The following is a 25,486-nucleotide window of genomic DNA, read 5'->3' on the forward strand; positions in this document are numbered from 1 at the left end:
ACGTCGACTGCCCGCCGGTGGGGGCACACGTCGCGCTGACCAGTCAGGCTAGGCTATCCCCGACGTGTCGTCGCCACCGTGGAGATTCCCGTGAAGCTTTCAATCCTCATGCCGGTCTTCAACGAGGAAGAGCGCATCGCGGACGCCCTCAAGCAGGCATTGGCAGTTGACTATCCGTGCGAGATCGAGCTGGTCGTCGTCGACGACGGGAGCCGGGACGGCACCGGTGAGGTCCTCGGTCGCGCCGACGACGCACGCCTGCGGGTCATCACCCACCAGCGCAACGCCGGCAAGGGTGCCGCCATCAAGACGGCCGTCGACAGCGCGGAGGGCGACTACATGGTCATCCTCGACGCCGACCTGGAGTACGACCCGCAGGACATCCCCAAGCTGCTCGCCCCGGTGCTCGACGGGCGGGCCGAGGTGGTCTACGGCAACCGCACCTTCGGCAGCCACAGCGCCTACAGCTTCTGGTACGTGATGGGCAACAAGGGCGTCACGATGGCGGCCAACGTGCTGTTCAACTCGTACATCGGTGACCTGGAGACCTGCTTCAAGCTGATGCCGGTGGCGCTCTACCGGTCGCTGCAGGTGCGCTCGCGCGGCTTCGGCATGGAGGCCGAGGTGACCGGCAAGCTGCTGCGCCAGCGGATCCGGCCATACGAGGTGCCGATCAGCTACCGGGCACGTGGCCGGGAAGAGGGCAAGAAGATCACCTGGAAGGACGGCGTCGAGGCGATCTGGATCCTCGGTCGCGAGCGCGCACGCCGCCGTCCCGCCACCTCAGCCGCGCGTTGAGCCCAGGAACGCGCTGATCGAGCGCCGGAGACCGGCGGCGTCCAGGCCGTGCCACCGGATGTGGTCGGCCGGGCTTCCGTAGCGCCGTAGGTCGGTCTGACCCACCCCGAGCGTGAGCAGCCGGTGCGGCACGTCTGCCATCGCCCGGCTGACGATCGCGCTCGACGTGCCCGCCAGGTACGGCTCGACAAGCACCACGTCGGTCCCGGCGAGCGCCCGCAGCCCCGCGGTGTCGAACGGCCGGGGCGTGTGGGTGTACGCGACTGTCACGTCCATTCCCTCGGTCGCCGCCAACGTGGCATCGAGCATCGGCCCGACGGCCACCACCAGCGGCGCGTTCGTCCCGCCCTGCCGCAGCATCCGTAGCCGGTCCGCGTTCGGGTGCGCCTCGGCGTTGCGCTGCTCACTGAGCCGCAGGTAGACCGGGTCGTCGCTGGCCGCGGCGTGCCGGAGCAGCGGCGCGACCTCGTCCGGGTGGCCGGGCACCCGCACCGTCCAGCTGTCGCCGAGAGAGTCGAAGAGGGCCACGTCCCCCGGTGACTGGTGGGTCCGGCCTTCGGCCGACCCGTCGTACGACGCGCCGATGCTGACCAGGACCGCGCCCACCCCCTGGTGGTCCAGATCCAACTTGATCTGCTCGTACGCCCGGTCCACCAGGAACGTCGCGTACGAGTGCACGATCGGGCGGAGCCCGGTCAGGGCGAGCCCGCCGGCCACACCGATCATGAGTTGCTCCCGGATGCCGACGTTGAGCACCCGATCCGGGTGCCGTCGAGCGGCCGGAGCGAACTGGCTGGCCGAGATGTCGGCCACGACGAGCGCGGTACGCGGATCCTCGTCGAGGAGCGTGGCGGTGCTGTCGATGAAGGCCGCACGCATGGCGGTCACCCCTTGCTCTCGATGCGGGCGACCACCAGGTGTGGCCGCTGTGGGCGGTGCCCGGTCAGCGCCCGGTACAGGGCGGTGTGGTCCCGGCCGTCGACGGTGTCGGCGGTCCAGCCGTTGACCGTGAAACGGCTGGCGATGCCACCCGACCAGCCGTGGGTGGACGACGAGTTGTCGACCACGATCGCGGTGAGGCTTTCCAGGCCGGTCGCTCCCGCGTACGCGATCGCCTCGTGGTTGGATCCCTCGTCCAGTTCGGCGTCGCCGAGCAGCACGTACACCCGGGGGGTGTGCAGCCCCTGGGCCCGCAGGCCGAGGGCGGTGCCGACGGCCAGCCCGAGGCCGTGGCCGAGCGAGCCGGAGCCGATCTCGACCCCGGGCACCAGCAGCCGGTCCGGGTGGTGGCCGAGCCGACTGTGTGGCCCGGCGAGGTCGTCGAGCCAGGCCTCCGGGAGAAAGCCGTGCGCGGCGAGCACCGCGTAGTAGGCGGCCGGCCCGTGCCCCTTGGAGAGCAGGAACCGGTCCCGCTCCGGGTCGTCGACGGTGTCCGGGGTGACCCGCAGCACCTGGTCGTAGAGCACCTGGAGCACGTCGATGGTGGAGTGCGCACTGGGTGCGTGCTTCTCGTCGCCGGTCAGTCGTCGGATGAGCCCGGGGAGCCGGGACCCGGTGTCGGTGGGCAGTGTGGTGGTCATGCCACTACTGTGTGACTTGAAGTGCACTTCAACTCAAGGACCTGGTGATGCAGGATCTGCTGACGATCGGCGAGTTGTCCGCCCGCTCCGGCGTGGCGCCCTCGGCGCTGCGCTACTACGAGCGGCTCGGGCTGATCCGCGCCGACCGTACCGGCGGCAACCAGCGCCGGTACGCCCGCTCCGAGCTGCGCCGGGTCGCCTTCATCCGGATCTCCCAACAGGTCGGCGTCTCGCTCGACGAGATCCGGGCGGCGTTGGAGTCGCTCCCCGAGGCCCGCACGCCCAGCCCGCAGGACTGGGCGCGGCTCTCCGCGAGCTGGCGGGGCCGGTTGGACGAGAAGATCCGCCTGCTCACCAACCTCCGCGACGACCTGGACGGCTGCATCGGCTGTGGCTGCCTGTCCCTGCAACGCTGCACGCTCAACAACCCGGGTGACGCGCTGGCCGGCGAGGGGCCCGGCGCCCGCCTGATGCTGCCCCGACCGACTGACGACACGCTCGTCTGACGCCTCTCACCCGCGCGTGAGGAGCACCTTGCCGAAGTGGTCGTTCGACTCGACGAGCCGGTGCGCCGTCGCCGCCTCGCTCATCGGCAGCCGCCGGTCCACGATCGGTCGGACCGTGCCGGCCTCGATCAACGGCCACACCTCGTCCCGTACGCCCTGAACGATCTCCGCCTTCTCGGCAGGCGGTCGGGAGCGCAGCGACGTCGCGGTGACACTGGCCCGCTTCGCCACCAGCGCGCCGAGATCCAACTCGCCCTTGCGCCCACCCTGCATCCCGATCACCACCAGCCGGCCGCCGGTGGCCAGCGCGGAGACGTTTCGGCCCAGGTAGGACGCGCCCATGATGTCCAGGATGACGTCCGCGCCCCGACCGTCAGTCGCCTGCCGGACCTCCTCGACGAAGTCCTGCTCCCGGTAGTCGATCGTGTGGGACGCGCCCAGCTCCCGCAGCCGGGCGTGCTTGGCCTCCCGGGCGGTGGTCAGGACCGTCGCGCCGAGGGCCGCCCCGAACTGGACCGCGAAGGTGCCGATCCCGCTGCCCCCGCCGTGCACCAGCAGCGTGTCACCTGCGCCGAGCCGACCCACCTGGATCAGGTTCGACCAGACCGTGCAGGCCACCTCCGGCAGCGCCCCGGCGTCCACCGGGTCGCAGGCCGGCACCGGCAGCAACTGCCCGGCGGGGACCGCGACCCGCTCGGCGTACCCGCCGCCGGCCAGCAGCGCGCACACCTGCTGCCCGACCGCCCACCCGGCGACCTCCGACCCGACCTCCGTGATCACCCCGGAGCATTCCAACCCGGGGTACGCGGACGCGCCCGCCGGCGGCGGGTAGTGCCCCTGCCGTTGCAGCAGGTCAGCGCGGTTGACCCCGCTGGCCCGCACATCCACGATCACCTCGTCGGGGCCCGGCTCCGGGTCGGGCACCTCGGCCCAGACCAGCGCGTCGGGTCCACCGGGCTGCGGAATGGTGATGGCTCGCATGAGCCCAGTCTTCCCGATCTTCCCGGGTGCCGCAGGCGCAACCGCAAGGCCACAGTGGACGGCCCGGACGGGCTGGTCACCGCGTTCGGGGAGGGACGTCGGGCCGTCCGGCGGAAGCCGTGGCAGACTGTGCGTGGCCGTACGCCCGCGGGTGGCGGCCCAGGAGGGTTCGCCTAGTGGCCGATGGCGCTGGTCTTGAAAACCGGTAAGGCAGCGATGTCTTCGTGGGTTCGAATCCCACACCCTCCGCCCATCTGGACAGCAAAAACGCCCTTTGACCAGCGCAAAGCTGGTCGAGGGGCGTGTCTGTGTGCGGTGAGTCCGGCCCTCGATCCACTTCCGCGCGGCCTCGTCCTGTCCGTCGACGCATGAGGCGTAGACCCTGCCCAGGGAAACCTGTGCCGACAGCGGCAAGTGCCCTCGCTGGCGCCGCTCTTGCGGATGTTCGGCATGGTTGACTTTGACGTTACGTCAACCTCTAACCTTCATTTCACACCGACGAGTTGAAGGGGTGAGTGAGGTGGATTGGTCGATCCAAGACCTCGCGCGCATGGTCGGAACGACCAGTCGCACCCTGCGCCACTATGGCGACGTCGGTCTGCTTCGGCCGAGCCGGCTCGGCCGCAACGGGTACCGGTACTACGACCAGGAGAAGCTGCTCCGGTTGCAGAGGATTCTGCTGTTGCGGGAGCTCGGCCTCGGGCTGCCCGCGATCGCCGAGGTGCTCGACGGGAGCCAGCACCCAGTCGAAGCGCTGCGCACCCACCTGAAACTGCTCGAGCAGGAGCGTGAGCGGATCGGGAGGCAGATCGAGTCGGTGAAGACGACCCTGCGCAAGACGGAAGGAGGTGAACCACTCATGCCTGAGGAGATGTTCGACGGTTTCGACCACACGCAATACGAGCGGGAGGTCACCGAACGGTGGGGCCGAGAGGCCTACGCGAAGGGTGACCGGTGGTGGCGCTCACTCAGCCCGGCTGAGAAGCTGGCGTTCCAGCAGCGCCAGATCGAGATCGGGCGGGACTTCGGCGCGGCGCACCGCGCCGGGGCGGCGGCCGACAGCGACCAGGTGCAGGCGATCACCCAGCGGCTGTACGACTGGCTGTCGGGGAGTTCGACGACCCCGACCAAGGAGTACTTCACCGGGCTCGGCGAGCTGTACGTGTCCGACCCGCGCTACACGGCGGCGTTCGACACCGCCGAGAACACCGCCGGCACCGTGACGCTGATCCGCGATGCGATGCACGTCTACGCCGAGCGCAACCTGTAACAGGGTTTTCGGGATGCCGGGGTGTTCGGGCCGTACGGATGCGCGGTTTCCTGGATACCGAGCGCAGACAGGTCCGTCACTCCGGCGGGTCGGCAGGCCGTCGATCCGCGCGGATGGTCTCGTCGGCCAGTCGTTCGATCGCGCGCCGGCGTTCCCGGGCGAGCGACTGCTCGTCCGGCTTGCGGAGCGCGGTCACGACGGCGACCAGGAAGTCACGCCAGATGCTCAAGAAGTTCCCCCGTGGACGTTGCGGCGATGATCGTATCCGCGCGGGTGGTCCCGACAGTGCCCCAACCGGTCGTTGACGGCCCTGGAACGGGGTAAGAAGGGGCTGATATCTCCGCACACCGGAAGGACGCGTTCTGATGACCCTGGAACGACCGATCGCCCCGGACCCGTACGAGCTGCTGCCGACGCTGCCCTCGTTCACGCTGACAAGTGACGACGTGCAGAACGGTGAGCCGATGGATGCCCGGCACGCGCATGGCAGCACCGGGGGTGACAACGTCTCGCCGCAGCTCGCCTGGTCGGATTTCCCGGCCGAGACGAAGAGCTTCGCGGTGACCTGCTACGACCCCGACGCGCCGACCGGCAGCGGTTTCTGGCACTGGGTGCTCGTGAACGTGCCGGTCGAGGTCACGCAGTTGCCCAGCGGCGCCGGTGGCGCGGCCGGCACCGACCTCGGTGGGGCGTTCGCGGTCCGCAACGACTACGGCGAGCAGGGTTACGGCGGTGCGGCCCCGCCGGCCGGCGACCGCCCGCACCGGTACGTCTTCGCGGTGCACGCGGTAGACGTCGACCGCTTGGACCTGACCCCAGAAGCCAGCCCCGCCTACGTAGGCTTCAACCTGACGTTCCACACCCTGGCGAGGGCGGTAATCCGCCCCACGTACCAGATCAAGGACTAACCCGGGAGGGTGGGCAACGCCGCCCAGTCTCGTCGATCATGGAGTTGTGGTGGGCGACAAAAAGCCTGGCAAGCGCCAAATCAGGCACCACAACTCCATGATCGACCGGGCGGGCCTGCTATGGGGCCGGGGTTAGGCTGGGACGCGGGCCACGGCGAAGACCGACTGGCCGAACGGGGGGCGGACGAGCTGCTCGGCGGCCTTGGTGGCGGGCAGGACGAGGGTGTCGTACACCTTGACCATCGGGCCCTCCTTCGGCATCAGCCGGAAGACCTTGGTGGCCATGAAGTAGCCGATCAGCCCCAGCGCGTTGGCGTAGTGCATCTTCTCGATGGTCAGCCCGGCCTCGGTCATCGCCGCACCGAGCGTCTTCTTCGTGTAGCGGCGGACGTGTCCGGTGGCGATGTCGGCCGGACCCATCGCGAACTGGAACGCCGGCACGATGATGATCACGGCGCCGCCGGGTCGGACCAGGTCGCGCATGCTGCTCAGCGCGCCCACGTGGTCCTCGATGTGCTCCAGGACGTTGTACGAGACCGCGGCACTGTAGTCGCCCCGGTCGTTGTGGGGCAGCAGCATCTGCCGGACGTCGATGTTCGGCCGGTCGGCCAGGCGCTCCTTGAGCTGCACCAGCCGGTCCGGGTCGGCCTCGGTCGCGGTGAACCGGGGCAGCAGCTCGGACCACTCCAGCGCGTAGTCACCGAGGCCGCTGCCGATCTCGATCGGGTCGTCGCCGAGGTACGGCAGGGCCAGTTCGATGAACCAGCGACGGTGGTTGACAGCGGTCGCCAGGCCTTCCAACACCTCGGACTGAACGCGCTGATCCCCAGTGATTTCTGCCATGCGTCGATTCCTCACGATATGAACTCGACCCGTGCCTGGACCGACAGAGTGAATCATCCGCTGGGACGGCAGAAGAATCGGGGCATCGGGGGTGGCCGAATTATGGTCGGGGGTGGGTTCGTGATCGGCGGTCGGCGAACCCGGCACATAGTACGGCAGTACCCCGAAACATGTCACGGCAGCGCCATGCCCTGACTACTCTGGGAATTGTCATGACTACTCCTGAGCCGGACTCGCCCAGCGACAGCGACGGTCCGGCCGTGGTGCCGTCGGTGCAGGGGGAGTCGGGTCGCGTCCGGCCTCCCCGCAGGGGTAAGTGGTCCGATCTGGTCGCCGTGCTGAGCTTCGTGGTGCTCGGCCTGTGGGTGACCGCCCGGCTCTGGTTGGACCCAGGTAGTGGCGTACGGGACAACCAGTCCGATCAGTCACAGTTCGAATGGATGATGGCCCACGGTGCGCGAGTCGTCACGCACTTTGCGTATCCGTTCCATTCCAATCAGATGAACGTCCCGGACGGCGTGAATCTGATGGCCAATACGTCCGTCTTATCCGTTTCGCTCCCACTGACGCCGGTCACCCTGCTGCTGGGGCCGAGAGTGGCATTCCTGGTCTTTCTCACCGTCGGCATGATTGCCACCGCCACCGCCTGGTATTTCCTGCTCTCCCGGGTCCTGATCGGCAGCCGCGGGCCGGCGTGGCTGGGCGGTGGCTTCTGTGCGTTCGCGCCGGCCATGGTGTCGCACGCCAACGGGCACCCGAACATCGTGTCCCAGTTCGTCGTCCCGTTGATCATCTGGCGGACCCTGCGACTCGGCGAACCGGGCCGCTGGCTCCGCAACGGGCTCCTCCTCGCGCTCGTGATCGTCTGGCAGGCCTTCCTCAACCTGGAGATCCTGCTGATGACCGCGATCGGGCTGGGCCTGGTCATCGGCGTACTCGCCCTCGGTCGCGCCGAACTACGCTCGCGTATCCGGTCCTTCCTCGCCGGCCTCGCCGTCGCGGCCGGGCTCGCCGCGCTGCTGCTGGCGTACCCCCTGTACGTGCAGTTCTTCGGACCGGACGCGTACTCCGGGCTGTCCCGGCTGATCCGCGGCTACTCCAGCGACCTGGCGTCGTTCGTCGCGTACTCCCGGGAGGCGCTCGCCGGCAGCCCGCGCACCGCCGCCGGTCTGGCCAAGAACCCGACCGAGGAGAACAGCTTCTTCGGCTGGGCGTTGCTGGTGCTGGTGATCGCCCTGGTCTGGTGGTTGCGGCGCTCGGTCGTGGTGCTCGCGCTCGCCGCGCTCGGGCTGCTCTTCTCGGTGCTCTCGCTGGGCCGGGAGGTCCGCTTCGACAACCGGGGTACGGGGGTGCCGGGACCCTGGGCGGCGCTGGAGAACCTGCCGATCCTGCACTCGGTGGTGCCGACCCGGTGGGCGTTGGCGATCACCCCGATCATCGGGCTGCTCCTCGCCTACGGCGCCGAGCGTGCCCGCGAGCTGGCCGGCTCGCACCCGGCCGCCAGGGGGCAGGTCCGTTTCGTCACCGCAACAGTGCTCACGATGGCCCTGTTGCCGATCGTCCCCACTCCGCTGCCCGTGACCCACCTCGACCCGGTTCCCACGTTCGTGACAAGTGGGGCCTGGCGTCCGTACGTGACAGGTGGGCGCAGCGTGGTGACTCTGCCGTTGCCGGACAGCACCTACGCGGAGCCGCTGCGATGGGCTGCGGAGACCCGGCTGGACCTGCCCTTGGCCCGTGGTTACTTCCTCGGTCCGGACACCCGCCCGAGCGCCGACCCCCCGCGCGTCGCGTTGTTCGGTGCCCCGCCCCGCCCCACCAGCAGCTTCTTCGCCACCATCAGGCGTACCGGGGCGGTGCCGCCGATCACCCCGCAGGCACGGGTCCGAGCGGTCGACGATCTGCGCTTCTGGCGGGCCGGGGTGGTCATCCTCGGGCCGCACGAGCACGAGACCGCGCTGCGTCGGGGGATGACCGAGCTGACCGGGATCCAGCCGGCCCGCACCGGGGATGTGTGGGTGTGGGACGTCCGGTCGCTGACCGACTGAGCAGTGCCGCCCAGCCCGGCCTAGCGGACGCAGCAGCCCTGGCAGACCTTCGGCCGGGGCAGGGTGAAGGCGAGGCAGCAGGTGCGGCGTTGCACGGTCGGCTCGCCGGTCGGCCCCGGCACCAGCTCGATCAGGTCGGCCAGGTCGAGCGCGCCGAGCAGCGTGTCGATGCTCTGCACCGTCGAGCCGGGCAGCCCGTCGGCGGCCCGCAGGATGCCGTGGGCGATGCCGGAGGCGACCGAGCCGAGCAGCGTCCGGGTGCCCACCCGAACCTCCGACTGGATCGCCGTGATGAGCGGTGCGAGGTGCGCGTCGAGCAGTGACGCGCGCAGCGCGGCCAGCAGCTCCGTCTCGTCGGCGACGACCCGCACCTCCGGCAGGCCGGCGAGAGCCAACGGGTCGTTCGGCAGCACCGCGACGGTGGTCCCCCGACGCAGACCCATGGTGAGTAGCTGCCGGTGGTCCTCGAAGTGGATCAGCACGTCGGCCGGATCGACGAGCGGCACCCGGCGGGCGGAGGCCCAACCGAGCACGACCGGCAGCGCCGTCCAGTAGCTGTACGACTTCCAGGCCAGCGCCGCGCACGCGTGCGGGGTGCCACCCCAGCGGACGGCGGCGCCGCGCAGCAACTCCGGCAGCCGACTGCCGTCGATCAGGGTGGTGGCGGGCGCCCAGCCGAACTCGTCGTCGACGACAAGGCCCCGGGCGAGCCCGGGAACGTCGTCGGTGCCGAACATGGCCCGAAGCGCTGCGGTGACGGGGGCGAGCGGCGTGGTGGAGACCTCGCGCCGTGGCATCACCGCTGTCACCTGAGTCGTCCCCTGTCTGTGTGACCGAGGAGTGCGCCCCGGCGGACGGACCAGTGCCGTCCTGAGCTAAGGCTAGCCTAACCAAGCCCCGGACCGTAAGGGAAGGCTCACCTTGGTCACATCCCAGACGCCCAGGTCACTCCGTATCCGACGGGAGTAGCGCTTCGCGTACTACCCGGAGTCAGTGCTGGGAAACGCCGCCGCACAATCGATGGTCATCGGTGGATTGTCAAGCAGTGTGTCGAAAAGATGCCAGTTGCGTGTGTGCTCGGGCACGGAACGTGAAACTTATAGCCCCGGCCACGAGGAAGCCGATGACGACCTCACCCCTCGAACGGGCTGCCGACTCCTTCGCGGCCGAACTCGCCAGGCAACGGACCGGGCGCGGGCTGTCCAAGAAGCAACTGGCCGTCCTGATGGGGTTCGACCCGTCCTACGTGAGCCACGTCGAGGGGCGCCGACACCGCCCGACCGAGGACTTCGCCCGCCGCGCGGAGGCCGTCCTGGAGGCCAGCGGCGCGATCTGGCAGCGCTTCCGGGAGTACGACGACCTGCGGCACGCCCGGTCGGGTCAGCCATACCGCGAGTCGCACCCGCCCGGCCAGTGGCTGCCACCCGGCACCGGCCTGGTCGTGGAACGGGAGCTGGCCACCCTCACCCACACCGACGACGACTACCGGTGCGTCATCCACCGTGAGTTGTACAACGCCGGCACCGAGCCGGTCACCCGCTACCTGGTCCGGGTCGCCGTCGACCGCTTCCCGAACGACCCCGGCCGCTCCAACCGGCACCACCGGGAACACCCGCTCACCTTCGCCGAGCTTCAGCTACAGGCCCGCCGAGACGACGGCGGCGGCGACCCGGAGCCGATGCACTGGCGAGCCAAGCACGATCGGGACGCGTTCAAGGAGATCTGGCTGCTCTTCGAGAACGGGGAGCGACGCTTCCCCCTCTACCCGGGCGACCGGGCCACCATCGAGTACGCCTACAGCGTCGGGCACGAGAAGTGGGGTCCCTGGTTCCAACGAGCCGTCCGACTGCCCACCCGGCAGCTCGCCGTACGCCTGGATCTGCCCGCGGCGCTCGACCCGCAGGTCTGGGGGGTGGAGACCTCGCTCAGCGCGGAGGAGGGCCCGCTGCGGACGGCGCCGCAACGCCACGACGAGGGCGACCGGGCGATCTACGACTGGCAGACCGACGACCCTCCGCTGAACGCGCGCTACCGGATGCAGTGGCGGTTCCGCGCCCGCCCGGACACCGAACCGGACATCGGCCCCGGTGGCACCCGGATCCGACCCAGCGACCGGATGCGCGGCCTCGGCATCGTGCAGCGCGGAGACGACCTGCTCCGGCAGCGCGCCCGCCCGTTCGACCTGCCCGGCGAGGAACACGTCGCCCGGGATGTGGTCGACCGGCTCACCACGGCCCTGGCCCGGCTCGACGAACTGCACCCGTTCAGCAAGGGAGTGGGCGTCGCCGCGCCGCAGTTCGGCATCGGCCGCGCGGCTGCCGTGGTGCGGCCCCCCGACCGGTCGGCGGAGCCGGTCGTGCTGCTCAACCCCCGGGTGGTCGACGCCGACCCGGAGACCGACGAGCAGTACGAGGGCTGCCTGTCCTTCTTCGATCACCGAGGTCTGGTGCCCCGGCCGCTGCGCCTGGACGTGGAACACGCCCAGTGGGACGGCAGCCGGATCATCACCTCGTTCGAGTTCGGCATGGCCCGGCTGGTGGCCCACGAGATCGACCACCTGGAGGGCCGGCTCTACGTCGACCGGATGGCACCCGGCGTGCCGCTGGTGCCGGTCGAGGAATACCGCGAGACCGGGCACCCCTGGCGTTACTGACGAACGAGGGGACCGGGGCGCGTGCCCCAGGGGGCAGGGGCACGCGCCCCGGTGTGGGGGGAGGAACGTCTAGAGGTCACCGAAGGTGTCGTAGCGGATGCGCGGCGGCGGCACCTCGTCCGCGGCGAGCACCCGCAGCGTGGACCGGACCATCCGGGCCGAGCCGGAGACATAACAGTCGTGCGCGGTCCACGGGCCGTACCGGGCCACCACCTCCGGGATGTCACCCAGCTCACCGTCGAAGTCCGGGTCGTCGCTGCACGCCGCGGTCACCGACAACCACGGGTGTACGGCGACCAACTCCTGCAACCCGGCCAGGCCGTACAGGTCCGCTGCCTGCTGGGCGCCGTAGAAGACGTGCACCCACCGGGTGCGGTTGAAGGTGGCGAGATCCTCCACGAGCGCCTTGATCGGCGCCAGGCCGACCCCGCCGGCCACACAGAGGATGTCCCGTTCCGAGGTGCGGTCCAGGGTCATCGACCCCATCGGCGCCGCCAGGCGGAGCAGGTCACCCGGCCGCACCCGACGCACCAACGCGCCGGACACCCAACCGGCTCCCGGCGACCGCACGTGGAATTCCAGCACGCTGTCGTCGTTGGGAGCGTTCGCCACCGAGTAGTTGCGCCACTCCCGGGGGTGGTGGCGCGGCACCTCCAGGCTGACGTACTGCCCAGCCTGCCAACGCAGTGGGTGCTGCAACGCCTGGCAGGTCAACACGGCGGTGTCCGGACCGTAGCGCTTGTGGGTCAGCACCTCGGCGTGCCAGAACGGCGGCCCGTCGTCATCCGCCGCCCCGGCGACCATCAGGGCGGCGACCGCCTCGTACGCCTCCCGCCACGCCTGGTCGTACTCCAGGTTCCAGCCGTCGCCGGCGATCCGGCGCAGCGCGTCCAGCAGTGCGGTGCCCATCGTCGTGTAGTGCCTCTCGTCGACGTGGTACTTCCGATGGTCGCGACCCAACCCCCGGAGGAACTCGGCGAAACTCTCCGGATCGTCGACCGTGTGGATCGCCCTGATGATCGCTTCCAGCAGCCGGTCGCCCTGGCCGGTCATCTGCACCGGGAAGAGGTGCCGCAGGGCGGGGTCGAGCAGGAACACCCGGGCGTAGAAGTGCTCGGTCAGGCGGGCCCGATCGTCCTCGACCAAGGTCCAGCTCTCCTTCAGCAACCGTGCGAGGTTGTCCACGGGGCGCTCCTCCTCCAGTCGGCAGCGGATCGGGCGCCCATAGAATCTCCACGGAGAGTGTCTACTGGTCGCACAGAATGTGCGATCGGCTCACGCTGGCCGGTCGGCCGTGCCGCCGGTGCCGCCCGTCGGGCAGAGTGGTGCGGTGACCGTTGAGCTGACCCGCCCGGTGTCCCGCCGCCTGCTGGGCACCGAAACGTTGCTGGTCCTCGGCCTGTCCCTCGGCCAGTCGGCGGTCTACGCGGTGGTCTCGATCATCGCCAAGCTGACCGCCGAGGGTCCGCTCTCGAAACAGACCGCCTCGCTGAACACCTCGGCGTCGACCCGGCCGTGGCTGGACCTCACCTACCAGTTGCTCGGCATCGTCTTCGCGCTGCTGCCGGTGCTGCTCGCCGTACACCTGCTCAGCCGTGACCCCGGCGACCCGGCGCGGACCCTCGGCGTGGACGCCCGGCGGCCCGGCCAGGACCTGGCCCGCGGTGCCGGTCTGGCCGCGCTGATCGGCCTGCCCGGACTGGCCCTGTTCTTCGTCGCGGCCCAACTCGGCCTCAACGCCACGCTGGTGCCGGCCGCGCTGCCGCCGGTCTGGTGGGCGATCCCCGTGCTGATCCTCGCCGCCGTGCAGAACGCCGTGCTGGAAGAGGTGATCGTGGTCGGCTACCTGGTCACCCGGCTGCGGCAGCTCCAGTGGCGGCTCGCCGCGATCATCGCGGCCAGCGCGCTGCTCCGCGGCTCGTACCACCTCTACCAGGGCTTCGGCGCGTTCGTCGGCAACGCGGTGATGGGCGTGATCTTCAGCCTCTTCTACCTGCGGACCCGGCGGGTACTGCCGCTGATCATCGCCCACACCCTGCTCGACGTGGTCGCCTTCGTCGGCTACGCGTCGCTGCCCCGGGAGTGGTTCGACTGGCTCTGATCAGCGCCGGTAGACGGCCACCGTTCGAGCGGCGAGCCGGTCGGCCGCCGCCGCGTCCCCCAGCGCCGCCGCCAGCGCCGCCGCCCCGGGCAGCAGCCGGGCCACCAGCCGCAACGCCACCCAACCGCCGGCCTGCGCGGTGAGCGGCGCGGCCAGCCGCCAGGCCGCCTCCGCCGCCCGTGGCCAGGCCCCCTCGACCGGGTCGCCCGCCGTCTGCGCAGCAGTCAGGGCCTGCCGCGCGCTCGCCTCGTCCGGGTGTACCTGAGTCAGCACCAGCAGCTCGACGGCTCGGTCGGGATGCGCCGGATCCCTGCCGTACACCGCCGCCAGGTGCAACACCAGGTTGGCCTGCGTCCACAGCACCGAGGCCAACTCGGCGAGCGGCGCGAAGAAGCCAGCCAGCGCCGCGGTCGCCCCACCCGCGCCCGCCGCCCGCACGTATCGCCGGGTCACCAGCCGGGCCAGGCCGTCCGCCGGAGCGTCCGGATACCTGTCCCGCAGCCGCGCGGCCCACTCGCCCGCACCGGGTCCGAGCGACCGCGCCGCGGCCAGCGCCAACAGCTCCGGCGCGAAGCCCGGGTGATCGAGCACACGCGCGGCGACCGCCCGCAGCTCTGATTCGGGGGTACGCCCCAGGGCCGGCACCAGGTCACCGACCAGCGCCGGGGTCGCCGTGGGCTGCGGTGCCGGGGTGGCCTCGGTGGGTGGGGCGCTCTGGGGTGGGCTCGCCGTGGGCTGCGGTGCTGGGGTGGCCTCGGTGGGTGGGGCGCTCTGGGGTGGGGTCGCCGCTCGCTTGGTCGGCGAGGCGGCTCGTCTGGCGGGGGTGGTCGGGGTGGCGGGTTGGGTGGTCGGGCTGGCCGCCTTACTGGGCGTGGCTTTCCTGGGTGACGCGGCCGTCTTGCTGGCCGGGGCTTTCCTGGTTGGGCCGGCCGGGGTGGCTTTCTGCGGCGGCGCGGTCGTCGTGGCCGGGGTTGGCGCCTGGCTGGTTGGGCTGTCCGTCGTGCCGGCCTCAGCGGGTACGGCCGGGGCTGCGGGGGTCGGCTTCGTGGCCTTTAGGGCGGTGGTCTTACGGGGGGTGGCGCGAGCCGTCGGCGTGCGTGCCGACGCTCCGGCGGATGATTGCCGGCCGCGCGCAGGTGGGTTGGCCTGGTCAGCGGCCGCTGCGGGCTCGGGTGGGCCGGCCTGGCCGGCGGCTGGTGCCGCTTTGTCGGGCGGGCTGGCCTGGTCCGGGGTGGGCCGGGCCTTCGCGGGTGGGGCGGTCAGGTCGCTGGCGGGTGCGGCGTCCTCGGGCGGGGCGCTCGGTGCGGGGGACGAGCGGAGTGCCTGCCGAGGCAGGGGGCGGTCCGGCTCCGGAGGCTGGAAGAGCACCGCCGGAGCGGCCTTGGCCCGTCGAGGACGCGGACTCACCGGCGCGGCTGCCGGCGGTGGCACCGTCTCCCCGGGCTGCTCGGAGGCGGTCGGCGGTGTGAAGGTCGGCCGCGGGGGGCGCCGGCGCGCTCTTTCAGCAGGCTCTCGACGGGTCGACTCGCTGGGCGGCTGCTCCTGCATATCGATGGAGCGTAGTCCCGATCACGCCGCCGCACACCGCTGAAACACGGAGGCGGGGTAGCCCTGGTCGGCGTACCCCGGAAGTCGTTTTGCTCCCGGCGGGTGGCGACCTGTATCCTCGGGCGCGGTGGTCTGCGGATCACCGGGGAGACTTCGCCTAGTCTGGTCTATGGCGCCGCACTGCTAATGCGGTTGGGGTCTTAAAGCCCCTCCCGGGTTCGAATCCCGGAGTCTCCGCGCGAAAGTTGGTTGTGTAGACTGGCTGAGCACGAGCGCCCGTAGCTCAATGGATAGAGCATCTGACTACGGATCAGAAGGTTAGGGGTTCGAGTCCCTTCGGGCGCACAGTAGTTGAGCAGGGAAAATACCCCTCCGTCCATCGACGGAGGGGTATTTTGCGCGTGCCTATGGGCGCGTGCGCCTCCACTGACGCTGGTTGATCGTGACGGAGTGGTCAAAGGCGGCCGGTTGGCGATGGTTGACCGGACCGCAGCGACCTGTTCGCCCTCGACCCGCTCTGGGGGGCGGCAGGTTAGCCGCCGACGAAACGTTCGCTCATGCCGAGTTGAGGGCGATTGCGACCGCCTGCGGGAGTGAACGCACAACACTGCACGCAATGCCGGTCGGTAAGCGGCTCAACCATCGGGAGTCGGGTGGGCGGCTGGGCACTGTGTCCGGCCGCGGCTCCGGATCCGCCATGCCTTATGACGAGTTAGGTCAGCGCTGGGTGTCGATGGACCGTAGTCCATCGACGAGGAGCGCGACCATGCGGCGGCCGTAGTCCGGCTCCTCGTCCGGTAGGGGTGCGCACAGTTTCGCGACCGCGTAGAGAAGGTCCTGCGAGCTGACCACGGCCCGGATTTCGTCGGCCGCGGTCGCGGCGTCGAGCAACGACCCCAGCGCTGGTCCCAGCTTCTCCATCAGGTAGCCGGAGAGGCCGTCGAACGCCGGATCGCCGGAATGCAGCGCCGCGGCGAACCCGCGTTTGGTCACGACGAACGCGGCGAGCCGTTCGAGCCACTTCGCGAGGGCGATGCCCGGCGGGTGCTCGGCGGCCAGTGCAGGCGCCGCGTCGGCGCAGGCGTCGATCTCGCGCTCGATCACTGCCTTGATTAGGTCGGAGCGTTGCGGGAAATGCCGGTAGAGGGTGCCGACGCCGACACCGGCCAGATCGGTGATCTCCTTCGCAGGCGCGTCGACGCCCGACGTGCCGAAGACCGTCTTCGCTGCATCCAGCAGCGCCTCGACGTTGCGGCGCGCGTCGGTGCGAATCCGGCGCGGTGCGCTCGCGCCCGTTCTCGAGCCGGTGGTGTCGTTGGTCACGGTAGCCCTCCTTGCCGTTCCGGAAAGGCTTTCCGTATAGTTCCGGAAAGAGATTCCGCTTAACTCACCATACCGCTAGGAGACGCTCATGCAGTACCGCACCCTGGGCCGGACCGGCATCAAGGTCAGCCCGTACGCACTCGGCGCGCTGATGTTCGCCACGTCGGTAGGCAACTCCGATCCGGAAGACTCGATCCAAGTGATCCACAAGGCGCTCGACTCCGGCATCAACCTCATCGACACCTCCGACGTCTACGGCGACTCGGAGGAGGTCGTGGGCCGGGCGCTCAAAGGGCGGAGGGACACCGTCGTGCTCGCCACCAAGTTCGGCAGGCCGACCGGCGCCGACCCCAACCAGCAGGGCACCTCCCGACGCTGGATCATGACCGCGGTCGAGAACTCGCTGCGTCGCCTACAGACCGACCACATCGACCTCTACCAGGTGCACAAGCTGGACCCGGACACGGACATCGAGGAAACGCTCTCCGCGCTCACCGACCTGATCCGCACCGGCAAGGTGCGGGCGATCGGATCGTCCAACACGCCGGCCATCGACATCGTCGATACCCAGTGGCTTTCCCAACGGCACGGGCTGGCACGCTTCCGCACCGAGCAGCTACCGTACTCGATCCTCAACCGCGGCATCGAGAACGACGTACTGCCGGCAGCGCAGCGCTACGGCCTCGGCACCCTGGTGTGGGGCCCGCTCGGGCAGGGGATGCTCACCGGCCGCGTCCGCAAAGGTCAGCAGAACGACCTGAGCCGCGCGCGCTACTTCCAACACCTCAGCGACGAGCGCCGCATCGACATCGTCGAACAACTCATCCCGCTCGCCGACGAGGCCGGCCTGCCGCTGACCCACCTCGCCATGGCCTTCACCATCGCGCACCCGGGCGTCACCAGCACACTGCTCGGCGCACGCACCATGGAACACCTCGATGACCTGCTCAGGGGCGTCGGCGTCGCGCTCACCGACGACATCCTCGACCGGATCGACGAGATCGTTCCGCCCGGCACCGACGTCACCCGCCTCGACCAGGCCTACGTGCCCCCGCCAGTCCTGGACCCGGCCCTACGTCGCCGACCGGCCGGCGAACGCAGCGCTGCCTGAAAAAGGGACACCACCGCTACCGCCGTGCAGGATCAGCACCGCCGTGCGGACCTTGGAGGCGTACGAGATCGGGCTGAGCCGGTCGTGGCGGTGTGGACCCGGTCCTTCCCAGCCGCTGCTACCGCCGAAGGCGGCCTCGAACGGCCCCTCTTCTCCAGTTGCGGCGAGCATTCCCCAGTCGCTGATTCCGGCTCCCATCACGGCGGCCTTGGCCGTGCCCTTTGCCGCCGCGCGGGTTCGGCAGAAACACGGCGTAGCCGGCGGTCGCCAGCCACTGGCCGGACGGGTCCCAGCCGAGCATGAGCCGGTCGGCGTGCCGGTCGTACGGGCCGCCGTGGGACCAGCGTCACCAGTGGAAAGGGCCCGTCCTTGTGGGACCGGCCGGGTCAGCCTCGTCAGCGGCCCGCTCGTGGGGCCGGCGTAGACGTTTCCGGGCTCGTAGGACGTGCTGACCACCGCCGCGACGGCGTCACCGTGCCGGTTTGTGGTCAACGACGCCGCGAGGCCGTCGACCCGGGACAGCTCGACCGGGAGGGCTGGGGCTGCTCTGTTCGGGTGCTGACACGTCAACCGGTTATAACCCTGGCGTCTGAGAGGCCCTGCGGCCACCCCGGCGGGCCGATGCTCGAGTGAGCGGCGCCCTGGATGGTGACCGTCGCACCCTCGTGAAGTTCTCGACCGTCGGTCCGCCGAACCACTCAGGTCACTCGGAACACCGGCCACCCGATCTCGGTGCGCCACGCGGCCGGATCGCTTGCGTCCCGAGGTCCGACGAGGTAGACCTCCCGCACCGGCCCCGCCACCGACATCGCGTTGTTCACGACCCAGGTACCGAGCTTGCCGTAGGTGACCTCGATGCCATCGTGCTCGCCGACGTGGGTGGCCACTGCCAGTTCCGCGGCGGGCAGGGTCGCGGCGTGCACCCGCCCGGTACGAGGCGGAGCCGCCGTCGGCAGGTAGACCAACACGTGACCGCGGCCCTGCTCGAACAGGGAGTTGTCGTAGGTGCCACCCGGTGGACCGGTCACCGCGTCGCCAACGGCCACCTCCAACTCGGCCATTGCGCCGGCGAACCAGGCTTCGACCTCGCCCTCGTCGACCACGGCCGCCACCGCCGCGACCGTGCGGGCGGGCTCGGCACGGAGCTCCACCTTGATCGGCGCGGGGTCGGGCCGGAGCAGGCGGCGCAGCGACGCGACGGCGGCTCGGGTGCGGTCGAGTTCGGCCTCCAGGCGTTGGAGGTGGTCGGCGATCAGGGTCGCGCGGACACCGGGGTCCGGGGACCGCAGGATCCGCTGGACGTCGCCCAGGGGGACGTCGAGTTCGCGGAGCCGGTTGATGACCTGGGCGGTCGGGATCTGCTCGATGGCGTAGTAGCGGTAGCCGGAGGTCTCGTCCACGACGGCGGGTTCCAGTAGGTCGCTCTCGTGGTACCGACGCAGGGTCCGCACGCTCAGGTGGGTCAGGCGCGAGAACTCCCCGATCGTCAGCACCCCCGCAGTATGAAGGCTCCCCCGGGGGGAGAGTCCAGCGCTTGACCCTCCTGCACCGCGAGGCCGCACGGTGGGCTCATGACACAGCACAACGGCCTCCGGTCCGACCCACTCCCAGCCATCGTCCGCGGCTTCCTCGCCGCTCACTTCGTCCGCGACGCCGACGCGGCATCGCCGTTCTTCGCCGAGGACGCGGTGGCCGTCGATCAGGGCGAGTCCTTCCGCGGCCGAGAGCAGATTCACGCGTTCCTGCGGGACGCCGGCTCCGAGTTCGAGTACACGACCGAGCAGATCGGTGCTGCTCGCATCGACGACAGCCACTGGGTGGTGACCCTGCGGCTCGAGGGAACCTTCCCAGGCGGCGTCGCCGAGCTCGACTACCGGTTCACGATCCGTCAGGACGCCGTCACCGAACTCGTCATCGCCAACCACGGATCCTGACAAGACCCGCACCACGTTCATCTTCAGAGGAGAAAGAATGCCTACTTCAGATCGCGATCGTCTCGATGGACGTCGTGCGCTGGTCACGGGCGGATCGAAGGGCTCAGGCAAGGCCGTCGTCGAGAGACTGCGGGAGATGGGCGCCGACGTCCACGTGACGGCCCGGACGATGCCCGAGGGGTACGAGTACCCCGACCGGTTCATCGAGGCCGACACCTCGACGGTCGAGGGCGCGAAGGCGGTGGCCGACCGGATCGCCGAGACCGGCGGCGCACTGGACATCCTGGTGCACGTCGTCGGAGGTGCCTCGACGCCGTCCGGTGGGTTCGCCGTCATCACCGACGAGCAGTGGATGATCGAGCTGAACTTGAACCTCCTCGGCGCGGTGCGGCTCGATCGAGCTCTCCTCCCGGCGATGATCGAGTCCGGGTCGGCGGTCGTGCTGCACTTCACCTCGATCCAGCGTGAACTTCCTCAGTACGACGCGTCCCTGGCCTACGCGGCAGCGAAGGCCGCGTTGCGCACCTACAGCAAGGGGCTCGCCAACGAGCTCGCCCCGCGCGGCGTCCGCGTCAACGCGATCAGCCCCGGCGGGATCGAGACGGAGGCCTACGAGAGGTTCGTGGACCGAATCGCCGAGGGCAACGGGATCAGTCGAGAACAAGCCAAGCAGAGCATCTACGACTCCCTCGGAGGCGTACCCCTGGGACGGTTTGCCAACACCGAGGAGATCGCCGACCTGGTCGGGTTCCTGGTCTCGGACCGCGCCTCGGCCATCGTGGGCGCCGAGTACGTGATCGATGGCGGAACAGTCCCGACCGTCTGAGCCGGAGATCAGGGCCTCGAAGCCGGTCGGGCACCGTTGTCAGTCGAGGAACGTCGCCGAGCGCCCTTCGTCGACCCCGTACGAGCCTGCGGAGATCACGCCGAGGCTCGTGGGGTTGAGGGTCAGCGAGACGACGCCGCCGGGCAGTACGCGCGAGCTCTCTTCGACGGTTGCGAACGTCGCGGGCGTCGATCCGCCCGGGAACAGGCGCTTTCCCGTGCCGACGACGACCGGGTGCTGGAGTAGCCGGTAGACATCGACGAGTCCTGCCTGGTGCAGCGTCTGCACGAGTTTCCAGCTTCCGTGAACCTGGAGTTCCTTGCCGGGAAGCTCCTTGAGGCGGCGTACCTCGTCGACCGGGTCGCCGCGTAGGACCGTCGTCGGGTTCCAATCGGCTTCATCGTCGGTCAGGGTGGAGCTGACGACATACTTTGGCAGCGTGTTGAGCTTGGTGGCGATCAGGTTGTTCGGTTCGGTGACCTTCGGCCAGTACCCGCCGAGCAGGCCGAAGCTGGTGCGGCCGAAGAGGAACGCGTCGGCCTCACGGAACCAGCTCTCGACGACGTCGTTTGTGTGCTTCGAGGCGTGCGGAACGAGCCACCCGCCGCGGTCGAAGCCGCCGGAGCGGTCCTCGTCGGGATTTCCGGGTCCCTGCATGACGCCGTCGAGACTGACGAAGATGTTGACGCTGAGCAGCACGGTTTTCCTTCAGGTTCTGGTGGCGGACAGCCGGCCAGGGCTGGCTGGCAGACGGACGCTAGCTGCCGGGCCCAGGGTGGGTCTTGTACAGGAACGACATCGCGGCGAAGTGGCCCGCCTGAAGCTCGCGTGCGGTGCACCCGACGTAGCGACGCAGCGCGTGCGCGAGATGGGCTTGGTCGAAGTACCCCAACGTCTCGACGACTGTGCGCCAGTCAAGGCCGTCGTGCAGCATCGTGGCTGCGGCGTTCGCGCGGTCGATCTGCCGCACGGCGGTTTGCGACAGTCCGATGATCGCTCGGTAGCGACGCTGCAGGGTTCGCTCGGTCGGGCTGGCCTCGGGATGCTCGGCGGTCCGCTCCTCGTCCCCGAGATGCGATCGCACCAGCAGACCCGCGTCCTGCAGTCGCCGGACGAAGTGCTCGACGTTCTCGAACGTCGGCGCCTCCCAGCTCTCGCCGCCGATGACGATCCTGCCCGATTCCGTCACTGGGAACGGCACCCACCCATCGACGATCGAGGCTGCGGGATGCGGCCGAAGAACCGCGCCGAATGCGAACCGGATCCCGAGGAACTCGGTGCCCGGCGGGACCGGTGCCGTAGTCGCCCTCGTTTCCGGCCCGCGCAGGCTGGCGAGTAGGCGTCCCTGCGCCCGCGAGAGGATCAGATGCCAGCAGGTGCGTGCTGCGGACGTCATCGTCTCCTCCGCGTCAGAGCGGGTGCGCCACACGCGGTCGACGAGGCTCACGTCGATCTCGGTGTCGCGATGCTCGAACCGCAACGCCACGGCCTCCTCCGTCGTCGATCTGCCGAGGTTCCCTGATGAGGCTAGCGACGTCGACAGTCAGGACCGACAACTTCCAGAAGCGCAAGAAGTACGCCCGGACTTCCATGAGGGAGCCGGTCCCGAATCGTCGAGGAGGCGGGAAGCCGGTCGCGCCAATCGCCCGTTGCTGTAGGGAGTCACATGTCCATCGACTACCGACTGACCCTCGCTGGTCAGGTCTGTTTGCCCGACCTCGCCGCCCGCGCCTTTCCCGACCCAGCGGACGTGGCGAGGTTCGAGCCGTACCTGGCAACGCTCGGCGCGGAGATGTCGGAGCAGCGCGGCTTCGATGTCACGCTGCTCACCGGCCGAAACGGCTACCTGGACGCCGACGGCGACGACGGTCCGTGGGAGTGGGAGCCGGAGCACTACACGGACCTGAGCTTCCGGATGGACAAGTTCGGCCCGCCGGACCGGGGTGCCCGGAACATGGTGGTGGCCGTGGACAGGGTGCTCCGCTCCGGTGTCGAGGACGCCGCGTTGGTGCTCAACGGTGAGGTGCTGGTGCTGACCCGGTTCGGCGGGCAGCTGCGGAAACAGAACAGGGAACGCTGGTGGCGCTACTACCCTGGCGCGGAGTCGTTGATCCCCGGCTGAGCGGACGGCAGTCGTCGAAGACCACCACCTGCGCTCGGAGTGGACCTGCCCGCTCGGGCCAGGCAGGGCTTAGAGCTTTCCGCGTGGTCGGACGGTCCGGTGGCCCAGCCGGTTGGACACGGCGGCGGCGAAGCAGGGTCGAGCATGGGCCAGTTCCAGAACTTGAACACTGACTGCCCCGTGACCACGCGGAATCCGTTGGTAGCAGCCGGCTCCAGCCTGGGTTGGTGGGAGCCGTGGGCGGGAGCCACCGGGGCGGGCGGGTGCGGACAAGACCGGGCCGTCCCGGTTGTCGCACGGTGAGAGTTAGTTCACAGCGGCACGATGGGACATCCATTGTGGTCGCTGTGTGGTCGACCTAGGATCCGATCACGGATCGCGGCGGGTCAATCAGTCGTTGCCTTGGAACTGTATCCCCGCGAACGTCGAGGTGCCGGACATCGGGGGAAGGCTCGGCGAATGATGCGATACTCGCACTTGACTGCTCGAATGGGCCTGCGCAAGGACGGCCTTGCGGGCCGCATTCCGGGGAGCGCCGAGATGGCGGCCCGATGTAATCCGCCCGGCACGACTGATCGCGGACCACGGCATTGAACCGGTTACTCGGACTCGATCTGCATCTGCTCCGCCGGCTGTCTCACAGCAGAGCCGCCCGGGCCTTCCTGCTGGCGGTCTTCATCGACGCGGCGGGCCGGGGGATCTTCCTCACCGGGTCGGTCCTCTTCTACACGCAGGTGATCGGGCTGACCAGCACGCAGGTGGGTACCGGGCTGTCGATCGCGGCGCTCTGCGGGCTGGTCTGCGTCGTACCCATCAGCCGGCTCGCTGATCGGGTCGGAGCGCCCCGGATGCTCATCGCGCTCCAGTTGTGGCGCGCGGCCGGCTTCTTGGCCTATCCACTGGTCGACGATTTCAGCGGATTCCTGATAGCGGCGTGTTTCATCGGCATGGCCGAGAACGCGGCCACCCCCCTACTGCAATCAATTGCTGGTTCGATCGCCGAGGACGATACGCCGGTCGGTACGATGGCGGCGGTTTCGGTGGTGCGCAACACGGCGTACTCCCTGGCTACGCTGGCAGCCACACTCTTCATCACCCTGGCCGACGCGTCGGCGTACATCGGGTTTGTATTGGTCAATGCGGTGGCTTTTTTGATCACCGCAGTTTTGCTGCTGCGGGTGCGCGGAGAGCTACCACGGGGTGTCGCGGTACGGCCGCGCGGCGCCAGTGTGGGGGCACTCCCCTGGCGGGACCTGCGTTTCGTGTCGCTGGCCCTGCTCAACGGCATCCTGTTCCTGCACGTTGCGATCCTGGGTGTGGCACTGCCGCTGTGGATCGTGACGCAGACGTCGGCACCCAAGCCGGTCGTCGGAGTCGTGTTGCTCATCAACACCGTCCTCGCCGTGGCGCTGCAGGTCCGATTCAGCCGTGGTGGTGACGATCTCGCTCATGCCGGTCGGCTCCAGCGCCGCGCGGGTGTGGCTCTCGCGGTGTTCTGCGTCCTGGCCGCGGTGTCGGCCGGGTTGGGTCCGGTGGCCACGACGGCTGTGCTCCTCCTCGCCGCGGTGGCGTTGACATTCGGGGAGCTGTGGCAGTCGGCCGGGGGATGGGGGGTGTCCTTCGGGCTGTCCCCGGTGGATCGACGCAATTTCTATCTGGGTCTCTACAACCTCGGGGCGGGTGGCTTCGCGGTCGTCGGCCCAGGGCTGCTCACCGTGGCCGTCGTCGGTCCCGGGCCGGTCGGTTGGCTGGTCCTGGGAGCCGTTCTCCTCGTCACCGGGGTGGTCACCTCGTTGCTCACCCAGCGTTCGGCGCGTTCCCGGGAACCCGGTGACGCCGCGGTGCCCAGCCGGGCCGCAGAGGCCTGACCCGATCGTGGCGTAGCCCGCAAAGGAAGGAAGTGCCATGCCGCCTGTGCAGTTCGGCGTCGTCTCGTTGGGTGCCGCGTTGGGGGAACCTCAGGATGTCGCTGAGGTGGCACCGAGCTACGTGAAGGATCCCGAGCGGGTGATGGCGTGGGGTTATCGCACGTTCCATCGGGTCGTCGACGGAACCACGTCGGCGCATCTCGGCGCCCGAGCGGCCAGCCGGGCGTTGGAGCGGGCGCGGATCGAGGTCGGCGAGATCGACCTGCTCGTGGTGGCCGCCAGCGATGTCCCGGACTACCTGCAGTGGGACGTCTCCTCGGCGGTGGCCCGCGAGCTGGGGATGATCGGGACGCCGACGCTGCTGCTCACCCAGGCCTGCGCCGCCACGGTGACGGCGTTCCAGCAGATCGCCGGGACCTTCGCCGTCCGTGACGACGTGCGGACCGTCCTCCTCGTCGCGATCAACCAGGTCAGCGAGGGACACGCCAACCGGATGAACACCAACACGTGTGTCTCCAGCGACGGGGCCGCCGCCGCCGTGTTGAGGCGGGACCACGCAACGTTGCGGTGGCTGGCGACCGACCAGTTCACCGATCCCGAGTGCGTCGACTTCTTCCGGGTGGAGTACGGCGGAGCCGCGGCACCGATCGCCCCCGATGGCCTCGGCAACCTCGAATTTGACCGGCTCGCCGCCGTCTACCGGCAGTTCCGCCGTGACCCCGACCACTTCACCCGGTTCACCCGCGAGCTGAACCAACGGGTCGCCCTGGTCGTGGACAACGCCTTCGCGCGCTCCGGTACCGACCGGGCCCGGCTGACCCGGCTGATCTACCTGAACGACAACCACAAGGCGATGGTCGACGTGGCAGAGGCGGTCGGGTTGCCGCTCGATCGGACCAACTTCGAGCTGGGGGCGTCGATCGGCCACTGCGGTGCCGCGGACCAGCTGATCTGCCTGGACACCTATGTCGAGCGCGGCGATCTGCGGAAGGGTGACGTGGTGGCACTGGCCGGTATCGGGTACGGCATGCACTGGTTCTGCACACTCCTGGAGGTCTGACCGCCT

25 protein-coding genes, 3 tRNA genes and 1 pseudogene are annotated in these 25,486 nt (G+C 69.7%); 16 read left to right on the plus strand and 13 right to left on the minus strand.

The annotated features are described in order from the left end of the window. Positions 1–90: 90 nt before the first annotated feature. Complete coding sequence (locus AB0C01_RS32370; protein ID WP_357242650.1) at positions 91–798, plus strand: glycosyltransferase family 2 protein; 708 nt, start codon at positions 91–93, stop codon at positions 796–798. Here the strand turns inward: AB0C01_RS32370 and AB0C01_RS32375 are convergent. Both AB0C01_RS32375 and AB0C01_RS32380 read right to left on the minus strand, forming a co-directional pair. Further along, a complete protein-coding gene (locus AB0C01_RS32375) occupies positions 784–1,677 on the minus strand; it encodes a transketolase (RefSeq protein ID WP_357572936.1) in 894 nt (297 codons plus the stop codon). The genes AB0C01_RS32370 and AB0C01_RS32375 overlap by 15 nt on opposite strands. Before the next feature lie 5 nt (positions 1,678–1,682). Then, positions 1,683–2,378 (minus strand): transketolase, encoded by a 696-nt coding sequence (locus AB0C01_RS32380; RefSeq protein ID WP_357242644.1) that lies wholly within the window; start codon positions 2,376–2,378, stop codon positions 1,683–1,685. A 47-nt stretch (positions 2,379–2,425) separates the two neighbouring features. Between AB0C01_RS32380 and soxR the strand changes: the two genes are divergently transcribed. Further along, positions 2,426–2,884 (plus strand): redox-sensitive transcriptional activator SoxR, encoded by a 459-nt coding sequence (gene soxR / locus AB0C01_RS32385; protein ID WP_357572937.1) that lies wholly within the window; start codon positions 2,426–2,428, stop codon positions 2,882–2,884. A gap of 6 nt (positions 2,885–2,890) precedes the next feature. Here soxR and AB0C01_RS32390 read toward each other — a convergent pair whose 3' ends face one another. Then, the gene (locus tag AB0C01_RS32390) at positions 2,891–3,865 is read right to left on the minus strand and encodes an NAD(P)H-quinone oxidoreductase (protein ID WP_357572938.1); all 975 of its coding nucleotides are present in this window, start codon (positions 3,863–3,865) and stop codon (positions 2,891–2,893) included. 162 nt (positions 3,866–4,027) lie between these two features. Between AB0C01_RS32390 and AB0C01_RS32395 the strand changes: the two genes are divergently transcribed. Both AB0C01_RS32395 and AB0C01_RS32400 read left to right on the plus strand, forming a co-directional pair. Further along, positions 4,028–4,114: transfer RNA gene (locus AB0C01_RS32395), tRNA-Ser, on the plus strand. A 262-nt stretch (positions 4,115–4,376) separates the two neighbouring features. Beyond that, entirely contained in the window at positions 4,377–5,135 is a 759-nt protein-coding gene (locus AB0C01_RS32400; RefSeq protein ID WP_357572939.1) for a TipAS antibiotic-recognition domain-containing protein, read from the plus strand. A gap of 76 nt (positions 5,136–5,211) precedes the next feature. Here the strand turns inward: AB0C01_RS32400 and AB0C01_RS32405 are convergent, their stop codons facing one another. Next, positions 5,212–5,364, minus strand: a complete 153-nt coding sequence (locus AB0C01_RS32405) for a hypothetical protein (RefSeq protein WP_357242631.1) — start codon at positions 5,362–5,364, stop codon at positions 5,212–5,214. A 136-nt stretch (positions 5,365–5,500) separates the two neighbouring features. Here AB0C01_RS32405 and AB0C01_RS32410 point away from each other — a divergent pair, with 136 nt between their 5' ends. After that, positions 5,501–6,043 carry a YbhB/YbcL family Raf kinase inhibitor-like protein gene (locus AB0C01_RS32410; protein ID WP_357242629.1) on the plus strand — a complete coding sequence of 181 codons (543 nt, stop codon included), beginning with the start codon at positions 5,501–5,503 and terminating at the stop codon, positions 6,041–6,043. A 132-nt stretch (positions 6,044–6,175) separates the two neighbouring features. On the opposite strand, the gene AB0C01_RS32415 is transcribed toward AB0C01_RS32410, so the two are convergent. Further along, positions 6,176–6,886, minus strand: coding sequence for a class I SAM-dependent methyltransferase (locus AB0C01_RS32415; RefSeq protein WP_357242626.1), 711 nt, complete (start codon positions 6,884–6,886; stop codon positions 6,176–6,178). 212 nt (positions 6,887–7,098) lie between these two features. On the opposite strand from AB0C01_RS32415, the gene AB0C01_RS32420 reads away from it, so the two are divergent. After that, on the plus strand, positions 7,099–8,934 hold the full coding sequence (locus AB0C01_RS32420; RefSeq protein WP_357572940.1) for a hypothetical protein: 1,836 nt from the start codon (positions 7,099–7,101) through the stop codon (positions 8,932–8,934). Between the two features lie 20 nt (positions 8,935–8,954). On the opposite strand, the gene AB0C01_RS32425 is transcribed toward AB0C01_RS32420, so the two are convergent. Beyond that, positions 8,955–9,731 carry a hypothetical protein gene (locus AB0C01_RS32425; RefSeq protein WP_357242620.1) on the minus strand — a complete coding sequence of 259 codons (777 nt, stop codon included), beginning with the start codon at positions 9,729–9,731 and terminating at the stop codon, positions 8,955–8,957. Between the two features lie 326 nt (positions 9,732–10,057). Between AB0C01_RS32425 and AB0C01_RS32430 the strand changes: the two genes are divergently transcribed. Beyond that, positions 10,058–11,587: a peptide deformylase gene (locus AB0C01_RS32430; protein ID WP_357242617.1), complete on the plus strand. Its 1,530-nt coding sequence runs from the start codon at positions 10,058–10,060 to the stop codon at positions 11,585–11,587. Between the two features lie 69 nt (positions 11,588–11,656). Here the strand turns inward: AB0C01_RS32430 and AB0C01_RS32435 are convergent, their stop codons facing one another. Continuing rightward, positions 11,657–12,772, minus strand: coding sequence for a globin domain-containing protein (locus tag AB0C01_RS32435; protein ID WP_357572941.1), 1,116 nt, complete (start codon positions 12,770–12,772; stop codon positions 11,657–11,659). Positions 12,773–12,917: 145 nt separating this feature from the next. On the opposite strand from AB0C01_RS32435, the gene AB0C01_RS32440 reads away from it, so the two are divergent. Continuing rightward, positions 12,918–13,688, plus strand: a complete 771-nt coding sequence (locus tag AB0C01_RS32440; RefSeq protein WP_357242611.1) for a CPBP family intramembrane glutamic endopeptidase — start codon at positions 12,918–12,920, stop codon at positions 13,686–13,688. Here AB0C01_RS32440 and AB0C01_RS32445 read toward each other — a convergent pair whose 3' ends face one another. Next, a complete protein-coding gene (locus AB0C01_RS32445; protein ID WP_357572942.1) occupies positions 13,689–15,095 on the minus strand; it encodes a hypothetical protein in 1,407 nt (468 codons plus the stop codon). 287 nt (positions 15,096–15,382) lie between these two features. On the opposite strand from AB0C01_RS32445, the gene AB0C01_RS32450 reads away from it, so the two are divergent. Next, positions 15,383–15,473, plus strand: a tRNA-Ser gene (locus tag AB0C01_RS32450). Positions 15,474–15,508: 35 nt separating this feature from the next. Next, positions 15,509–15,581 (plus strand) — tRNA-Arg (locus AB0C01_RS32455). 372 nt (positions 15,582–15,953) lie between these two features. Here the strand turns inward: AB0C01_RS32455 and AB0C01_RS32460 are convergent. Next, positions 15,954–16,559, minus strand: a complete 606-nt coding sequence (locus AB0C01_RS32460; protein WP_357572943.1) for a TetR/AcrR family transcriptional regulator — start codon at positions 16,557–16,559, stop codon at positions 15,954–15,956. Between the two features lie 88 nt (positions 16,560–16,647). Here AB0C01_RS32460 and AB0C01_RS32465 point away from each other — a divergent pair, with 88 nt between their 5' ends. Next, a complete protein-coding gene (locus AB0C01_RS32465; RefSeq protein ID WP_357242603.1) occupies positions 16,648–17,670 on the plus strand; it encodes an aldo/keto reductase in 1,023 nt (340 codons plus the stop codon). A 21-nt stretch (positions 17,671–17,691) separates the two neighbouring features. On the opposite strand, the pseudogene AB0C01_RS32470 reads toward AB0C01_RS32465, so the two are convergent. Next, positions 17,692–18,135, minus strand: a pseudogene (locus AB0C01_RS32470) (S9 family peptidase); the annotation flags it as partial. A 233-nt stretch (positions 18,136–18,368) separates the two neighbouring features. Further along, positions 18,369–19,163 carry a MerR family transcriptional regulator gene (locus AB0C01_RS32475; RefSeq protein ID WP_357572944.1) on the minus strand — a complete coding sequence of 265 codons (795 nt, stop codon included), beginning with the start codon at positions 19,161–19,163 and terminating at the stop codon, positions 18,369–18,371. 78 nt (positions 19,164–19,241) lie between these two features. On the opposite strand from AB0C01_RS32475, the gene AB0C01_RS32480 reads away from it, so the two are divergent. Both AB0C01_RS32480 and AB0C01_RS32485 read left to right on the plus strand, forming a co-directional pair. After that, positions 19,242–19,604, plus strand: coding sequence for a nuclear transport factor 2 family protein (locus AB0C01_RS32480; RefSeq protein WP_357242597.1), 363 nt, complete (start codon positions 19,242–19,244; stop codon positions 19,602–19,604). A gap of 37 nt (positions 19,605–19,641) precedes the next feature. Next, a complete protein-coding gene (locus AB0C01_RS32485) occupies positions 19,642–20,430 on the plus strand; it encodes an SDR family oxidoreductase (RefSeq protein WP_357242594.1) in 789 nt (262 codons plus the stop codon). A gap of 39 nt (positions 20,431–20,469) precedes the next feature. Here the strand turns inward: AB0C01_RS32485 and AB0C01_RS32490 are convergent, their stop codons facing one another. After that, the gene (locus tag AB0C01_RS32490) at positions 20,470–21,129 is read right to left on the minus strand and encodes a dihydrofolate reductase family protein (protein ID WP_357242591.1); all 660 of its coding nucleotides are present in this window, start codon (positions 21,127–21,129) and stop codon (positions 20,470–20,472) included. 58 nt (positions 21,130–21,187) lie between these two features. After that, on the minus strand, positions 21,188–21,916 hold the full coding sequence (locus AB0C01_RS32495) for a helix-turn-helix domain-containing protein (protein ID WP_357242588.1): 729 nt from the start codon (positions 21,914–21,916) through the stop codon (positions 21,188–21,190). 180 nt (positions 21,917–22,096) lie between these two features. Between AB0C01_RS32495 and AB0C01_RS32500 the strand changes: the two genes are divergently transcribed. From AB0C01_RS32500 to AB0C01_RS32510, 3 genes are all read left to right on the plus strand, one after another. Continuing rightward, positions 22,097–22,552: a SitI3 family protein gene (locus tag AB0C01_RS32500; RefSeq protein WP_357242585.1), complete on the plus strand. Its 456-nt coding sequence runs from the start codon at positions 22,097–22,099 to the stop codon at positions 22,550–22,552. A gap of 590 nt (positions 22,553–23,142) precedes the next feature. Continuing rightward, positions 23,143–24,420 (plus strand): MFS transporter, encoded by a 1,278-nt coding sequence (locus tag AB0C01_RS32505; protein WP_357572945.1) that lies wholly within the window; start codon positions 23,143–23,145, stop codon positions 24,418–24,420. A 37-nt stretch (positions 24,421–24,457) separates the two neighbouring features. After that, positions 24,458–25,480 carry a 3-oxoacyl-[acyl-carrier-protein] synthase III C-terminal domain-containing protein gene (locus AB0C01_RS32510; protein WP_357572946.1) on the plus strand — a complete coding sequence of 341 codons (1,023 nt, stop codon included), beginning with the start codon at positions 24,458–24,460 and terminating at the stop codon, positions 25,478–25,480. Positions 25,481–25,486: the final 6 nt, after the last annotated feature.

The sequence above is a fragment of the Micromonospora sp. NPDC048905 genome (assembly GCF_040649655.1).
Lineage (GTDB): Bacteria > Actinomycetota > Actinomycetes > Mycobacteriales > Micromonosporaceae > Micromonospora.

Bases quoted from the DNA above. Each gene is read 5' to 3' on its own strand.
- AB0C01_RS32375 (WP_357572936.1), bottom strand. From the start codon at position 1,677: ATGCGTGCGGCCTTCATCGACAGCACCGCCACGCTCCTCGACGAGGAT.
- AB0C01_RS32380 (WP_357242644.1), bottom strand. From the start codon at position 2,378: ATGACCACCACACTGCCCACCGACACCGGGTCCCGGCTCCCCGGGCTC.
- soxR (WP_357572937.1), top strand. From the start codon at position 2,426: ATGCAGGATCTGCTGACGATCGGCGAGTTGTCCGCCCGCTCCGGCGTG.
- AB0C01_RS32390 (WP_357572938.1), bottom strand. From the start codon at position 3,865: ATGCGAGCCATCACCATTCCGCAGCCCGGTGGACCCGACGCGCTGGTC.
- AB0C01_RS32410 (WP_357242629.1), top strand. From the start codon at position 5,501: ATGACCCTGGAACGACCGATCGCCCCGGACCCGTACGAGCTGCTGCCG.
- AB0C01_RS32415 (WP_357242626.1), bottom strand. From the start codon at position 6,886: ATGGCAGAAATCACTGGGGATCAGCGCGTTCAGTCCGAGGTGTTGGAA.
- AB0C01_RS32420 (WP_357572940.1), top strand. From the start codon at position 7,099: ATGACTACTCCTGAGCCGGACTCGCCCAGCGACAGCGACGGTCCGGCC.
- AB0C01_RS32425 (WP_357242620.1), bottom strand. From the start codon at position 9,731: ATGCCACGGCGCGAGGTCTCCACCACGCCGCTCGCCCCCGTCACCGCA.
- AB0C01_RS32430 (WP_357242617.1), top strand. From the start codon at position 10,058: ATGACGACCTCACCCCTCGAACGGGCTGCCGACTCCTTCGCGGCCGAA.
- AB0C01_RS32465 (WP_357242603.1), top strand. From the start codon at position 16,648: ATGCAGTACCGCACCCTGGGCCGGACCGGCATCAAGGTCAGCCCGTAC.
- AB0C01_RS32480 (WP_357242597.1), top strand. From the start codon at position 19,242: ATGACACAGCACAACGGCCTCCGGTCCGACCCACTCCCAGCCATCGTC.
- AB0C01_RS32485 (WP_357242594.1), top strand. From the start codon at position 19,642: ATGCCTACTTCAGATCGCGATCGTCTCGATGGACGTCGTGCGCTGGTC.
- AB0C01_RS32500 (WP_357242585.1), top strand. From the start codon at position 22,097: ATGTCCATCGACTACCGACTGACCCTCGCTGGTCAGGTCTGTTTGCCC.
- AB0C01_RS32510 (WP_357572946.1), top strand. From the start codon at position 24,458: ATGCCGCCTGTGCAGTTCGGCGTCGTCTCGTTGGGTGCCGCGTTGGGG.